Here is a 15,058-nt window from a genome sequence, read left to right as displayed (position 1 = left end):
ATGCCCAGGCTTGCCTTGAACCACGTCAGGGACTTTTTGGGGACTTCTTGTCGGGCGCTGATTACAACGTATCCCATGCTGCGTGAGGCGCCCGCGGGATTGGGCAGTTGATGCTCGGGTGGCATTCGATGGCTGGGGTTTCTTGTTTTCGTTGACCTTGGAATTTGGGCCAATCGGGCACGTGTGGTCTGTGCATCGCAATGCGTAGGTCTGAGGCTTGCAGTCGGTGGCGGTTCTGCTCTGCAGGGCTGTGAGCTGGTCTTTTGTATCTTGTGGTCACTCTTCTTCGGGCTGTTCGGATTGACGTGGTGGCCGTGTGGTGGCCGAGCGTGCAAACCGGCTCTCGGCTAACCGTGAAATTGGAGGTTCGCAGGGGGGAGTGATGGTTGTGGCATCTCGACAATCGCGCTCCACCTGCGTCCCCGTTCGGGCGGTCGCTGGCCCTGACCTGTTGTGGTGCTGGGTTACAGGCGGCTGTGTGCGGAAGGCGCCGTCAATGCGGACCAGGGCGCCCCCTCGTCGTCCCTGGTCTCCGAAATGCATCGAGGAACCCTAGGTTTTCGCTGACGAGCCGTTCACTGCCGCCTTCGGGGTTCGTGGCGCCCCGGGATGGCACCGGTGGTGCTGTCTCTGGTCATGGTTCTGCAGTTCTCCGAGAACCTGACCGACCGTCAGGAAGCGGTCTGTGGGGTGGCTCACTCTTGAAATGCCCTTGATTCGGTCAAGGGCGTCCCATACGTTTCTTTCGCCACTGCTGTACAGCATGGCCACATCAATTTCATAGCGGGCTCTGGGGAGAGCCTGGGGGGAGACAAGGGTATGACCAACCCTTGGTTCCGGCGGCTTCGTGCTGCCCGGACGCTCGGCGTGCTGCTCGGCAGCGCCGTCGTCCTGGGCACGCTGCCCGCCGTCACCAGTCCGGCCGGCGCGGCCGGCAGCACACCGCCGGCCTCGGGCGAGGCGGCCGCGTTCGCACTGGCAGCTGAGACCGGCGAACCGGTGGAGATCATTCAGCAGCGCACCGAGAACGAACTCGTCTTCGCCAACCCAGACGGCTCGTTGACCAGCGAGACCAGCGTCCAGCCGCAGCGGGTGGAGCGTCCCGACGGCAGCTGGGTGAAGGCCGACGCGACCCTCGAACGTCGGCCGGACGGCACGGTCGGGCCGAAGGCCGCCGTCGTTGACCTGGCTTTCGCGGCGGGCGGCTCGTCCGACTTCGTCACGCTCGGCGAGGAGGGCAAGTCCTTCACCCTGCGCTGGCCGACCCCGCTGCCGGAGCCGGTCCTGGACGGCGACACCGCCGAGTACCGCGAGGTTCTCCCGGGCGTGGACCTGCTGGCCAGCGCCTCCGTCACCGGCTACTCGTACGTCCTGGAGGTGAAGACCCCGGAGGCGGCCCGCAGCCCGGAACTGGCCGAACTGCGGTTGCCCGTACGGTCGCAGGGCCTGGACCTCAGCACCGGTCCGACCGGTGGTCTCCAGGCCGTGGACGCCTCCGGTGAGCGGGTCTTCGGCGGTCAGGAACCCAAGATGTGGGACTCCTCCAACACCGGGGTGCCCGCCGACGCCGTACCCGCCTCGGGCACCGACATGCCCGCCCAGGAGGCGCCGGACGCTGCGGCCAAGGTCGCCGATATGGCCCTCGACGTCTCGGCATCCGCCGTCACCGTTGAGCCCGACCGTTCCGTGCTGGCCGCGTCCGACACCGACTTCCCGGTCTACCTCGACCCGGAGGCCGGTATGTCCAAGAGCGAGTGGCTGTACGTCTCCAGCGCCCACCCGAGCACCGAGTTCCACAAGTTCAAGAAGGACGAGGGCGTCGGGCGCTGCTCGTACAAGTCCATCGGCGGCACGTACTACGTGTGCAGCTCGTCGCCGTACACCAACCGCATGTACTTCCAGTTCTCCACCGACGGCTGGAAGAACCGCACGATCTCCAAAGCGGTCTTCGAGGTCTACGAGACCTTTTCCTTCTCCTGCCAGAAGAGCACCGTCAACCTGCACGCGGTGAGCGAGGGCGGCGTGGACTCCGCCACCAACTGGAACAACAAGCCGAAGGACGGCGACCTCATGGTCGACCGCACGGTGGCATACGGCCGCGGCGACAGCTGCAGCCCCGATGCCCCGGCCAGTTGGGTCGACTTCCAGGACAACGCCGACGAGGGCAACGAGAACCTCACCGCGACCGTCCGCAAGAAGGCCAAGGCCGAGGACCCGATCGCCTTCTCGCTGCGGGCCGCCGACGAGGACGACGCCAACTCCTGGAAGCGGTTCCGCGGGGACAACGCCAAGCTCGTCGTCACGTACAACACCACCCCGGGCAAGCCCTACAACGAGCGGCTGACCAACCCGGAGGAGAAGACCTGCACCACGGACAACACCAAGCGTCCCTGGATCCGTGACGACACCCCGACCATGGCGGTCAACGGCACCGACGCCGACTCCTACAGCGATGGCGCCGGCCAGAACCTCACCGCCGCCTTCCGCGTCTGGGACCAGGTCGACGGCCGGCCCATGGTCTACGAGGGCAAGGACGGCCCGCAGAACGAGGGCGTCTTCGAAGGGCACATCCCCGTCAGGGAACTCACCCACGGCCACGGCTACAAGTGGCACGCCCAGCTCTACGACGGCTCGACCGGCAAGCTGAAGGACTCCGGCTACTCGGACTGGTCGGACTGGTGCGAGTTCGTGGTGGACACCGAACGGCCCGACACCAAGCCGCTGGTGAAGCCGGCGGACGGCGAGACGGACCTGCCGGTGGGTGCCAAGAGGCACTTCACCCTCTCCGCGAACGGCAACTCCGACTCCGTCTTCAAGAACGACGTCGAGTACTACGAGTGGGACCTGGGCAGCGACACCCCCGGCCGCAAGGCCACGCCCGCGAGCCTCGGCGGCAACGCCACCATCGAGGTGCCGACCTCCACCTTCGGGCCGAACGTGCTCTACGTCCGCAGCGTCGACCAGGCCGGCAACCGCGGCCCGCTGGAGAAGTACATCTTCACCGCTGACCGCGCCTGCGCGGACGCCCTCGCCGACTCCTGCGCCGCCGCCGTCTACGGCCTCGACCAGACCTCCGGGACAACCGCGCCCGACACCTCCGGCCACGACCGCGACCTCACGGTCAAGGGCGCCGACTGGGTCGCGGGCAACCACTCCGCCACTCAGGCCGCCGACAAGGCTCTGCGCTTCAACGGCAGCAGCGACTACGCCACCGCCGCCTCCGCCGTCCACACCGGGCAGGCGTTCACCATCTCGGCATGGGTGCGGCCGACCTCGCTGAGCGAGAACATCTCGGTGATCAGCCAGGCCGGAAGCAGCGGTAACGGCCTCAACCTCTACTACTCGACGGCCTACAAGCGCTGGATCTTCGGCCGCCACATCGCCGACAAGGACGGCTCCGACATCATCCGCGCCATGGCGACGAGCGAGCGCCCGCCGACCGTCGGCAAGTGGACCCACCTGGCGGGGACTTACGACCCGGCGGCACGGAGGTTCACCCTCTACGTCGACGGCGAGGAACAGGGAAGCAGCACCGTCACCGGCGTCTGGAATGCCACCAAGGGCCTGAACATCGGCCGAGCCCAGTACGACGGCACCTGGCGCGACTACTTCGCCGGCGACATCGACGACGTACGGCTGGTGCCCGGGCTGCTCTCCGGCACGGAGATCTACCGGCTGGCGAACGACTAGCTGCTTGTGACAACCGGCAGCTCCTGACCAGAGCGGCTTCGCCCGGGCGCGCGGAAGACCACCGGCGTCCGGGCACCCCACATCACACGGGAGGGGAGCGCGCATGCGCTCAACACGGAGACATTACGCCCACAGATGGGCGAGACACCTGGCCACGGCGGTGTCCGCGGCCCTGACCCTGACCCTGCTCCAGGCGGCCCCCGCACTCGGCGACGACGACGCCCGTGAGCAGCGACGGCCCAAGACCCAGGACGTGCCCTCCACCCCCGTGGTGGAGGAGGACGGCCAGGTCACTCCGCTCAGACACCTTGCCGGGTACGGCAGTTCGCGGACCCCGAAGGCGTCCTGGCCGAAGCCGGGCAGCGCCACCGTCGACCTGGAGGGCGCCGGGGCGCGCAGCGGCATCCGCGCGGGCGGCCTGCCCGTCCGCCTCGCCGCCCCTAAGTCCCGCTCGGCGAGGGCCGCCGCACCGACCCGCGCCAAGGTCGACCTCCTCGGTCACGAGGCTGCCCGCAAGGTCGGCATCGACGGCCTGCTCCTGAAGGTCACGCGCGCGGACGGCCATAGGTCTGCCGCGCCCGGCAAGGTCGCCGTCCAGGTCGACTACGCCTCCTTCGCCCAGGCCTACGGCGGCGACTGGGCGCAGCGCCTGCGGCTGGTCCAGCTGCCCGCCTGTGCGCTGACCACGCCGAAGGCGGCCGCCTGCCAGACGGTCACCCCGCTCGCCACGGACAACGACGTCCGCGCGCAGAAGCTCACCACCGACGTGCCCGCCGCCGCAGGCGCCAAGGCGCCTCTCCTCGCGGTCTCCGCCGCCCCCTCCGGCGGCTCCGGCTCCTACACCGCAACCTCGCTCGCGCCCTCGGCGTCCTGGCAGGTCGCAGCCCAGACCGGTGCCTTCACCTGGCAGTACCCGCTGCGGGTCCCACCCGCCATCGCGGGCCCGTCCCCGCAGCTGGGACTCGGCTACAACTCGGCGGCCACGGACGGCCGTACGGCTTCCAGCAACAACCAGACCTCCTGGGTCGGTGAGGGCTTCGACCTCAGCGCCGGTTACATCGAGCGGTCGTACCGCTCCTGCACGGACGACGGCCACGACGAGGCCGGGTCGCAGAAGTACGACCTGTGCTGGCACTCCGACAACGCCACCATGAACTTCGGCGGCCGGGCCGGCGAGCTGGTCAAGAAGGCCGAGAACGAGTGGCGGCTGAAGCAGGACGACGGCACGATCGTCCAGCGCAGGACCGACGGCTTCAACGCCGACGACAACAACGAGTACTGGGTCGTCACCACCACCGACGGCACCCGCTACCACTTCGGCAAGGGCAAGCGCGAGGCCGCCGACACCGAGTTCACCGGCTCCTCCTGGGAGGTCCCGGTCTTCGGCGACGACAAGGACGAGCCCTGCCACAAGGACACCTTCAAGGAGTCCCGCTGCCAGCAGACCTGGCGCTGGAACCTGGACTACGTCGTCGACGTGCACGGCAACTCGATGACGTACTACTACGGCACCGAGACCAACAAGTACGACACCGTCCGCGGCGACAAGGTCGTCTCCTACGACCGCGGTGGCTGGCTCAAGCGGGTCGAGTACGGCGAGCAGGAGGGCAAGGAGAACTCCACCGCCGCTCCCGCGCAGGTCGTCTTCGACGCCGCAGAGCGCTGCAAGGGTGCCGCCGCCGACTGTGAGCCCGGCGACCTGAAGGAGTCCACCGCCACGCGCTGGCCGGACGTGCCGTTCGAGCAGATCTGCACCTCCGACACCGAGTGCAAGGACCAGTGGTCCCCGACCTTCTTCACCCGCAAGCGCCTGGCGAAGGTCACCACGCAGGTCCTGAAGTCCGACGGCAAGTACGACGACGTCGACGAGTGGGAGCTGGCGCACAAGTACCAGAGCGCGGACACCACCCACTCCCCGTCCATGTGGCTGGAGTCGGTCACCCACTCCGGCAAGGACGGCGCGAACAAGCTCCCGAAGGTCACCTTCTACGAGCGGCAGGACGCCAACCGCGTCGACAAGGGCGCTGACGACCGCCTGCCCATGTACAAGTGGCGCATCCGGGCCATCCAGTCGGAGACCGGCGGCACGATCTCGGTCAACTACAAGCCGACCGAGTGCACCCCCACGAACCTGCCCACCCCCGAGACCAACACCAAGCGCTGCATGCCGTCCTTCTGGTCGAAGGAGGGCAAGGTCGGGGAGCAGGAGGACTGGTTCCACAAGTTCGTCGTCGACGAGGTGATCGAGGACGAGGTCACCGTCACCGGCCCGAACAAGGTCACCTCCTACGACTACACGGGCGCCGCCTGGGCCTTCGACGACAGCGAGCTCGTCAAGACCAAGAAGAAGACCTGGAACCAGTGGCGCGGCTTCCGCACGGTCACCGTGAAGACGGGCGACGAGAACAGCAAGCAGCTGCGCACCCAGACCACCTACCTCCAGGGCATGGACGGCGACCGCGAGAAGGAGTCCGGCGGCACCAAGTCCGTCACGGTCACCGCCTCCGACGGCACGAAGGTCCGCGACGACGCCCGCCATCAGGGCTTCCAGCTGGAACAGCGCACCTTCAACGGCTCCGAGGAGATCAGCGGCGCGGTCAGCACGCCCTGGAAGTCGGCCGCCACGGCGACGGAGGGCGCGGACGAGGCGACGTACGCGGCGGTGAAGTCGACCAAGACCCGCACCGCGCTGGACGACGGCAAGGTCCGCCGGGCCGCGATCGAGCACTTCTACGACTCGTACGGCATGCTCGTCCGCTCCTCCGACTCCGGCGACCTGGCGGTCAAGGACGACGACACCTGCACGACGAACGAGTACAACCGCAACACCGACGCGAACCTGCTGACGCTGTTGAAGCGGGTCACGGTCGTCCCCGTCAACTGCGACGACGGCGCGCCCACGTCCTACAAGGGCGAGGCGATCTCCGATGTCCGCACCTGGTACGACGACCGCGACACGTACGGCGCCACGCCCACCAAGGGCGACGTGGTCCGCAGCGAGAAGGTCAAGGGCTACACGGCCGACGGCACCCCGCAGTACGTGACGACCTCGACGGCCAAGTACGACGTCCACGGCCGTGTCGTCGAGTCCGCCGACCAGGCGGGCAACGCGACGAAGACGACGTACACGCCGACCACCGGCGGCCCGGTGACCGGCATGAAGGTCGAGGACCCGCTCGGCAACACCACCACCTCCACGGTCGACCGCCGCTGGGGTCTGGTCACCTCCACGGTCGACGCCAACAAGCAGCGCACCGACCTGGAGTACGACGCCCTCGGCCGCCTGCTGAAGGTCTGGCTCCCGGGCCGCGCCAAGGCCTCGGACACGCCGAGCCTGGAGTACGCCTACCTGGTCCGCAACAACGACGCGGTGGTCACCACCACCAAGTCGCTGCTGCCCAACGGCTCGGTGGCCACCAGCCACCAGCTCTCCGACGGACTGCTCAGGCCCCGCCAGACGCAGACCCCGGCGGCGAACTCGGGGCGGGTCATCACGACGACCGAGTACGACAGCCGCGGGCTGGCGGTGAACGAGATCGGGCCGTTCTACAACTCGGCGGCCGTCGGTACGACGTTCGTGAACGTGAAGGACGCCTCCGAGGGGACGCCTCGGGAGACGGAGTCGGTGTACGACGGGGCGGGGCGGGCGACCGACTCGATCTTCCGAGTCGCGGGCACCGAGAAGTGGCGTACGAAGACCGCGTACCACGGCGACCACACGACGGTGGACCCGCCGGCCGGCGCCACGCCCACCGCGACGTACACCGACGCGCAGGGGCAGAAGACCAAGGTCCTGGAGTTCAAGGCCAGTTCGCCGACCGGTGCGGCGGACACGACGTCGTACGACTATGACGCGGCGGGACGCGTCACCGAGGTCAAGGACACGTCGGGCAATGTCTGGTCGTACGACTACGACGTGCGCGGCCGTCAGACCAAGGCGGTCGACCCGGACGCGGGCACGTCGTGGATGACGTACGACGACCTGGACCAGCTGAAGACGATCCGTAACCAGCGCGAGATCACCCTCACCTTCACCTACGACAAGCTGGGCCGTCAGCGGTCGCTGTACAACGGTGACAAGAAGCTGACGACCTGGGAGTACGACAGCGCGACCGTCCCCAACGGCAAGGGGCGTCTGGCCTCCGCCACCAAGTGGGTGGGGGACAACGGCTACGTCTCGTCGGTCGATGCGTACGACGTGGCGGGTCGGCCGACGAAGACCTCGGTGACCATCCCCGCTTCCGCGGACACCGGCAAGCTGGCCGGCACGTACACCGCGACGGCGTCGTACAAGCCGGACGGTTCGATCGATGACGTCCGCCTCCCGGCGGCCGGCGGGCTCCCGGCGGAGACGATCACCACGGGTTACACGGCGACCGGTCTGCCGTCCTTCACTCTGGGCGACACGACGGACTACGCCCGCGAGACCCGTTACTCCAACTACGGCGAGCTGCTCCAGCTGACGCTGGGCACGGCCAGTGCGGACAAGTACACCTGGCTCACCAACACCTACGAGGAGGGCACCCGGCGCCTGGAGCGCGCCCGCATCGACCGGGAGATCGTCAAGACGCCTGACTCCGACGTCACCTACGGCTACGACGCCACCGGCAATCTTCTCAAGATCGCGGACACGCCTGAGGGCAAGACCGCGGACGTCCAGTGCTTCACGTACGACTACCTGCGGCGCCTGACCGAGGCGTGGACCCAGACGGCCACCGCCTGCGCGGCGAGCGCCGGTGACGCGACCGTCGGTGGTCCGGCCCCGTACTGGCACTCATACGCGTACGACGCGGCGGGCAACCGCACAGGCGAGGTCCGTCATGCCACCGGCACTACCGGAGACGCTGCGATCACGCAGACGACGACGTACGTGCCGAAGGCGCAGGACGTCACGGGCGGTACACACGCGCACGCCCTGAAGTCGGCGGAGGTGCGCACCGCGACCTCGGGCTCCTCGGCGAGGGAGGTGACGGCGGCCCAGTCGTTCACGTACGACGAGGCGGGCAACACCGTCCGCCGTACCAAGGCGGCGACGGACCTCTCCCCGGCGGTCGACCAGAAGCTGGACTGGGACGAGGAAGGCCGCCTCAGCGCGGTGACCCCGTACCTGTCCGGCGACGCCCTGGACGAGGCGAACAAGACCTCGTTCGTGTACGGCGCGGACGGAGGCCGCCTGCTCCGCAAGGAGAAGGGCGCCGTCACGCTGTACCTGGCCAGCCAGGAGATCCGCCTCGACACGGCGAAGAACTCCCTGTCGGGTACGCGCTATTACTCACACGGCGGCAAGCGGATCGCGGTGCGGACGCCGGCCGGGGTGACCTGGCTGGTGGGCGGCCAGAACGGTACCGCCGAGATCGCGATCAAGGCGGCGGACTCGGCGATCACCCAGCGCCGGACATTGCCGTTCGGCGAGGTGCGGGGAGCCAAGCCGGCGGCGGGTGCGTGGCCGGGTGACAAGTCCTTCGTGGGCGGCACGGCGGACGCCACGACGGGTCTGATCCAGCTCGGTGCCCGCGCGTACGACCCTGCCGCCGGCCGCTTCGTGTCCGTGGACCCGATGCTCAACCTTGCGGACCCGCAGCACCTCAACGCCTACGCCTACGGCCGCAACAACCCGTTGGCCTTCCCGGACCCGACGGGCCTGTACTGGGGCGAGTCCTGGATCAGCCCGATCGGCCACGGGGCCCTCGACGTCGTCGGCCTGGTGCCCGGCTTCGGTGAGCCCGCCGACCTGCTCAACGGCGTCTGGTACACGGCCGAGGGCAACTACATCGACGCGGGTCTGTCCTATGCCTCGGCGATCCCGATCGCGGGTTACGGCGCGACCGCGGCGAAGGGCGCGCGGTACGTCGACAAGGCCGTGGACGCGGTCGACGCGGCGACGGACACCGTCAAGGCGGCCGACAAGACGAAGGACGCGGTCAAGAACGCCGAGAACGTGACGCCGCCGTCCACCCCCAAGCCCAAGCCCCCGCCCAAGCCGGCCCCGCCGGCCAAGCCCAAGCCGGCCCCGCCGGCGAAGAAGGCCGACGGCCCGAAGAAGAGCGAGAAGGCGGACGCCGACAAGCCCGCGAGGCCGAAGAAGGACGACGATCCGGACAACGTCTACATCTACAAGGCGCCGTACAAGGGAGGGACCAAGAAGATCAAGGAGGAGGGCTTCAAGCCCGAGGACTACCCGGGCCGCACGGGCCAGAACCCCGACGGTGCTGCCTACTTCGGCCTGGGCGACGACGGGCTGGACATCGCGCGCGACTACGCGGGGCGTGGTAGTTACGATGGCACGGTCGTGGAGATCAAGATTCCCAGGGCCGACTTCGACAAGCACTTCGACAAGTTCGTCGGTTCGCACAACGGCGTTCCGCGTGTCGAACTCGGAATTCCCAAAGAGATGTTCGGCCTCCTCAACTCCTATCCGCTGAGGGTGATGGACGAGCTATGACCGACCGTGAGGTGCCCGAGGCCGAGATGCGCCTCGTGGGGAGCGTCGTCGAGGGAGAGGCCACGGCCGTCTTCCGCTGGGGAGTCATCGTGGACCTGGGACTGTCACGGGACGGCCTGATCGACGTTCTCTACATCGACGACGATGACAACTACCAGGTGGGTGACCGCGTGTCCTGCTACCTGGACGCCTTCGACGAGATGAAGAACAAGTTCGTCCTGAGGCCCCCGGGGCAGGTACCTCTCGCGGAACGCCTGCGCCTGGCCAGGCAGCGGCGAGGTCAGTCCTCCTGACCTCCCGGACCGCACCGATCGCCGGGGAGCACGTACGACGAGCTCCCCGGCGATCGCCGTGTCAGTGGTCCCTCGAATCCGATGCGGAGGGTTGCACTCCGTTTGGTTGAGCAGCAGTTTGCAGTGTTCCTGCTGTCGTTGGATCGGTTCCAGAAGCAGCTCGACAGGTTCATGCTCGGCTCTTATCTGGCGTGCGACTTCGGTGGCGATTCCGGGGACGACGGCGATTCGACACTCACCCCGCAGGTACGGCTCGACGTCGTGGACGGCGCACCGCAGGTGACGCTGGACCATGCCATCACCTGGCTGGATCTGACCCGGGACCAGGAGCTGAGTGAGTACCGCCTCGCCTTCACCGAGGCGGGGATCACGGTGGAGGCGTTCGTCCGGCTCGACCTGGAGCGGGACATGGGCGAGTGGTCGGCCGGGGTGCACATGCCGTACCGGCGGCACGCCGACGTGACCCGGCTGGGCCTCGCGCGGCGGTGACGGTGAGGTGATCCAGATGAGTGTCTGACCCGCACGTGTGCACGGGCTGCCGTCCTGGCCTCAATTCGTAGCCGTTGAGAGTGATGAAAGAGTGACCGATGGTCTGGTGACAGAGGCGGAGATGGGCCTCATGGGGGAGCATCGTCGAAGGGGAGGCCATCGCCGTCTTCCACTTGGGGCGTAATCGTTGACCTGGGGCTGTCATGGGTGGGCCTCGTCGATGTCCTTTACATCGACGATGACGATAACTACCAGGTGGGAGACCGCGTGTCCTGCTATCTGGAGTACTTCGACGAGAAGAAGCGCAAATTCATCCTGAGGCCCCCGGGGCAGGTACTTGTCGCCGAAAGCCTACGCAGGGCCGGAGAGCAGTGAGGCTTCGCTTGCTGGCCTTTTGGTAGCAATCTCCGGGGGCCCACACGGGTCCCCCGGAGATTGTTTTCCTGGCGGCGCAGTGATACCGAAAGCAAGCTAGGAGCCCCGTCCGGCGTCCTGGCGGGGCTCCTGGGGTGGGTGACGGCAGTAGTTGACGGCAACGTCAGTGGACGGTGGCTCCGCGCGAGAGCTCCATCGCCTCCATGAAGTGGTGCGACAAGATGGTGAAAAGCGGGCTATGCCCAGGAAGGTGCCGGGGAGCGAAATACGTCGCTCATCCCGCGAATTCGGATGCCTGCCGACGTGAGGCGGCGCCCGGTACCGATCATATCGAGTTCGATGTGCACGCAGTTCGCTGGATCCCGCAAGAAAGGCCGGATGGGCTCAGCTTCCCGGCCCCAGTTCGATGCGGGCCCGGCTCAACCTGTGCAAGGGGTTGCCGGTGCCGCAGTTCCCGCGCGCACTCAACATCCAGTGGCTGATGGAGAAATGATGGTGCACGGCGAAGAGATTCTGTCCGTGCTGCGGAGCTGGGTGGCGGAGCGGGCGACGGATCTGGGCACGAAGGGAATTGCCCTCACCCTCGACGAATCCCGTATCGGAGCGGATAAGCCGAGCCTGTCACTGGCTGTCGACGGGGATGAGTCCGTCGGGCAGTTGACTGTCTGGGGATCCGGGGAGGCCGAGTTGGAATTCTCGGAGATCGCCACAGGTCTGGCTCGGCATGAGCACCGTGAGCTCAACTCGGTCGTGGACCTGCGTCGGGCACTTGCCGACCTGTTGAGATGGTCCGGCGAATCCTGGGGCCGGGGGTGACGGGGTCGCCGAAGCTGATATCGAGTTGGAGCTTGAGTCGTGCTCGGGCGATGGAGGCGGCCATGGACAGGCGCAGACCGTGGTACTCGTCCTCCTCACGAATGGGGACGGTCTTGAGCGTCGCGGGATCGAATGCGACGCCGTCGTCGATCTCTGTGGCGGCGATGGCCGCGACCCTGCGGATGATCTCGTTTTCGGTGCCTGGGAACGAGCGGCCGAGGATGTCGATGTCGCGAGTCATTCGACGTGCGCCGACCTGGGCGAGCAGCAGGCCACCCTTGAGGACGAAGTGTTCCCGGTCAAGGGGCGGTGTGGCCAGGCGGTAGAGGAACCGTTCGAGGACGTACTCGACCATGACCTCGTCCGTGGGCCGGCTGTTGCGGCGGGCCAGGTTGCGCAGGTCGTTGTAGACGCGGCCGGCGGTGGTGTCGCGGGTGGGGTTGGCGATCAGGCGAGCACCGCCTCTACGGTGGGGCGGATGACGGAGAGAGCGTCCAACTCGCGTGCGACGTGCTGGAGTTCGCCGACCTCGCCGCGTCCGCTTCGGCGCGGGTAGCGGCCGAGCACGGAGAGGGCGAGGTTCTCGCCGATGCGGCTGCGGTGGCGCATTGCGTCGACGACGCTGCGGGCTGCGTTGTACACGGGGATGCTCTCTCCCGGGGCTGCTTCGAACCGTTCGACGCCGAGGCCGAAGGTCTTTGCGGCGTACTGCGCCACCACGGTCGGCGGGTAGGAAATCGTCGGGCGGCTGTACCGCGCGGCACGGCGATGTGTACTGCTGCGGGGATGTCGTCGATCAGCTCATGCAGGGCCAGGGCGGATTCACCGCATACGACGGCGCGAGGGGCCCGTGCGCACACGGCCAGCAGATCCGCGTGCGCGGTCTCCGGGGCGTCTGCCCGCCGGTACACCCCACGGGAGAGTTCGTCTATCTCCGCTTCCCTGACCAAGTGCGCCAGATCGCGAGGGGAGAGCAGGGCCTGACGTGCTTGCGCCGTCGTGAATGTGGGGGAGAGGCCGGCCAGCCGCTGTTCCAGGCGCGAGTTTTCCGCAGCGTCCATGTATCGAATGATCCGCCGCGTAAGCAAGGAAGGCCCTGACAGCGCTGAAAGAAGCGAACGCGCAGGTCAGGGCCCATCCCGTCAGCACTCGATGATGTTGACTGCCAGCCCGCCCCGAGCCGTCTCCTTGTACTTCACGGACATGTCGGCGCCGGTGTCCTTCATCGTCTTGATGACCTTGTCCAGGGACACCTTGTGCGAGCCGTCCCCCCGCATCGCCATCTTCGCGGCCGTGACCGCCTTCACCGCGGCCATGCCGTTGCGCTCGATGCAGGGGATCTGGACCAGGCCGCCGACCGGGTCGCAGGTGAGCCCGAGGTTGTGCTCCATGCCGATCTCGGCGGCGTTCTCGACCTGTTCGGGGCTGCCGCCGAGGACCTCGGCGAGTGCGCCGGCCGCCATGGAGCAGGCGGAGCCGACCTCGCCCTGGCAGCCGACCTCGGCGCCGGAGATGGAGGCGTTCTCCTTGAAGAGCATGCCGATGGCGCCGGCGGCGAGGAGGAAGCGGACCACCCCGTCCTCGTCCGCGCCGGGTACGAAGTTGATGTAGTAGTGCAGGACCGCCGGGATGATGCCCGCCGCGCCGTTCGTCGGGGCGGTGACGACCCGGCCGCCGGCGGCGTTCTCCTCGTTCACGGCCATCGCGTAGAGCGTGATCCACTCCATCGCGTGCGCCAACGCATCGCCCTCCGCGCGGAGTTGGCGGGCGGAGACCGCGGCCCGGCGGCGGACCTTCAGGCCGCCCGGCAGGATGCCCTCCCGGGACATTCCCCGTGCCACGCACTCCCGCATGACCCGCCAGATCTCCAGCAGGCCGGTGCGGATCTCCTCCTCGGTGCGCCACGCCCGCTCGTTCTCCAGCATCAGCGAGGAGATCGACAGGCCTGTCTCCTTGGTCAGGCGCAGCAGCTCGTCGCCCGTGCGGAAGGGGTACTTCAGCACCGTGTCGTCGAGCTTGATGCGATCCGCGCCGACCGCCTCCTCGTCGACGACGAAGCCGCCGCCCACCGAGTAGTACGTCTTCGACAGCAGCTCCGTCCCGGAGGCGTCGTACGCCCACAGCGTCATGCCGTTCGCGTGGTACGGGAGCGTCTTACGGCGGTGCAGGACCATGTCGTCGTCGAAGGAGAACGCGATCTCGTGCTCGTCGAGCAGCCGTATCCGGCCCGACGACTTGATCGTCTCGACCCGCTCGTCCGCCGACTCCACGTTCACCGTCCGCGGCGAGGAGCCCTCCAGGCCGAGCAGCACCGCCTTCGGTGTGCCGTGGCCGTGGCCGGTCGCGCCGAGCGAGCCGTACAGCTCGGACCGTACCGACGCGACGGAGGACAGCAGGTCCTCGTTGCGCAGCCGACGGGCGAACATACGAGCCGCTCGCATCGGGCCGACCGTGTGGGAACTCGACGGGCCGATGCCGATCGAGAACAGGTCGAAGACCGAGATGGCCACGGGGACTCCTCAATTGGGGGTGGTGCAGAAGGTTCTGCGGGGTGCCCCGCCCGCTCACTGACCAGTGTGCGGGACACCCCACAAAAAGGAACTACTTGTTCAGACCGGGGTACAGCGGGTGCTTGTCGGCCAGTGCCTTGACGCGGGCCTTGAGCGCTGCGGCGTCGGCCGCCCCGAAGGGAGAGGGCGCCTTCAGTGTCTCGGCGATGACGTCGGCGACCTCGGTGAAGTCCTCGGCGGTGAAGCCGCGGGTGGCCAGGGCCGGGGTGCCGATCCGCAGGCCCGAGGTGACCATCGGCGGGCGAGGGTCGTTCGGGACGGCATTGCGGTTGACCGTGATGCCGACCTCGTGCAGACGGTCCTCGGCCTGCTGCCCGTCCAGCTCGGACTCGCGCAGGTCGACCAGGATCAGGTGCACGTCGGTGCCGCCGGAGAGCACGTTC

Annotated in this window: 8 protein-coding genes and 3 pseudogenes; 6 read left to right on the top strand and 5 right to left on the bottom strand. The window is 67.9% G+C overall.

Annotated elements, in window-relative coordinates:
• The first annotated feature begins 819 nt into the window (after positions 1-819).
• The 6 genes and pseudogenes from ABD932_RS30260 (at position 820) to ABD932_RS44060 (ending at position 12,105) form a co-directional block, all read left to right on the top strand.
• A complete protein-coding gene (locus tag ABD932_RS30260; protein WP_345017424.1) occupies positions 820-3,690 on the top strand; it encodes a LamG-like jellyroll fold domain-containing protein in 2,871 nt (956 codons plus the stop codon).
• Between the two features lie 103 nt (positions 3,691-3,793).
• Positions 3,794-10,132 (top strand): RHS repeat-associated core domain-containing protein, encoded by a 6,339-nt coding sequence (locus ABD932_RS30255; protein WP_345017422.1) that lies wholly within the window; start codon positions 3,794-3,796, stop codon positions 10,130-10,132.
• Positions 10,129-10,425: a S1 RNA-binding domain-containing protein gene (locus tag ABD932_RS30250; RefSeq protein ID WP_345017420.1), complete on the top strand. Its 297-nt coding sequence runs from the start codon at positions 10,129-10,131 to the stop codon at positions 10,423-10,425. Before ABD932_RS30255 ends, ABD932_RS30250 begins: the two co-directional genes overlap by 4 nt.
• Positions 10,426-10,527: 102 nt before the next feature.
• Positions 10,528-10,914: a hypothetical protein gene (locus ABD932_RS30245; RefSeq protein WP_345017417.1), complete on the top strand. Its 387-nt coding sequence runs from the start codon at positions 10,528-10,530 to the stop codon at positions 10,912-10,914.
• A 578-nt stretch (positions 10,915-11,492) separates the two neighbouring features.
• A pseudogene (locus ABD932_RS44065) lies at positions 11,493-11,782 on the top strand (TreTu family toxin).
• Positions 11,668-12,105 carry an immunity protein TriTu family protein gene (locus ABD932_RS44060; protein WP_425587536.1) on the top strand — a complete coding sequence of 146 codons (438 nt, stop codon included), beginning with the start codon at positions 11,668-11,670 and terminating at the stop codon, positions 12,103-12,105. The pseudogene ABD932_RS44065 and the gene ABD932_RS44060 overlap by 115 nt, the downstream one beginning before the upstream one ends.
• On the opposite strand, the gene ABD932_RS30240 is transcribed toward ABD932_RS44060, so the two are convergent.
• From ABD932_RS30240 to ABD932_RS30220, 5 genes and pseudogenes are all read right to left on the bottom strand, one after another.
• Positions 12,029-12,460: a nucleotidyl transferase AbiEii/AbiGii toxin family protein gene (locus ABD932_RS30240; RefSeq protein ID WP_345017415.1), complete on the bottom strand. Its 432-nt coding sequence runs from the start codon at positions 12,458-12,460 to the stop codon at positions 12,029-12,031. The genes ABD932_RS44060 and ABD932_RS30240 overlap by 77 nt on opposite strands.
• Before the next feature lie 92 nt (positions 12,461-12,552).
• Positions 12,553-12,825: a hypothetical protein gene (locus ABD932_RS30235; RefSeq protein ID WP_345017527.1), complete on the bottom strand. Its 273-nt coding sequence runs from the start codon at positions 12,823-12,825 to the stop codon at positions 12,553-12,555.
• A gap of 239 nt (positions 12,826-13,064) precedes the next feature.
• A pseudogene (locus ABD932_RS30230) lies at positions 13,065-13,166 on the bottom strand (type IV toxin-antitoxin system AbiEi family antitoxin domain-containing protein); the annotation flags it as partial.
• Positions 13,167-13,247: 81 nt separating this feature from the next.
• Positions 13,248-14,615, bottom strand: coding sequence for an L-serine ammonia-lyase (locus ABD932_RS30225; RefSeq protein WP_345017413.1), 1,368 nt, complete (start codon positions 14,613-14,615; stop codon positions 13,248-13,250).
• Between the two features lie 91 nt (positions 14,616-14,706).
• Positions 14,707-15,058: pseudogene (locus ABD932_RS30220) on the bottom strand (serine hydroxymethyltransferase); the annotation flags it as partial.

It is taken from the genome of Streptomyces shaanxiensis (genome assembly GCF_039537145.1).
Classification (GTDB): domain Bacteria; phylum Actinomycetota; class Actinomycetes; order Streptomycetales; family Streptomycetaceae; genus Streptomyces; species Streptomyces shaanxiensis.
The sequence above is the reverse complement of the archived record's forward strand: the minus strand, read 5'-3'. Positions and strand labels throughout refer to the sequence as shown.

Excerpts from the sequence above, each read along its gene's own strand:
- ABD932_RS30260 (WP_345017424.1), top strand. The coding sequence starts at position 820 with ATGACCAACCCTTGGTTCCGGCGGCTTCGTGCTGCCCGGACGCTCGGC.
- ABD932_RS30255 (WP_345017422.1), top strand. The coding sequence starts at position 3,794 with ATGCGCTCAACACGGAGACATTACGCCCACAGATGGGCGAGACACCTG.
- ABD932_RS30250 (WP_345017420.1), top strand. The coding sequence starts at position 10,129 with ATGACCGACCGTGAGGTGCCCGAGGCCGAGATGCGCCTCGTGGGGAGC.
- ABD932_RS44060 (WP_425587536.1), top strand. The coding sequence starts at position 11,668 with ATGGGCTCAGCTTCCCGGCCCCAGTTCGATGCGGGCCCGGCTCAACCT.
- ABD932_RS30240 (WP_345017415.1), bottom strand. The coding sequence starts at position 12,460 with ATGGTCGAGTACGTCCTCGAACGGTTCCTCTACCGCCTGGCCACACCG.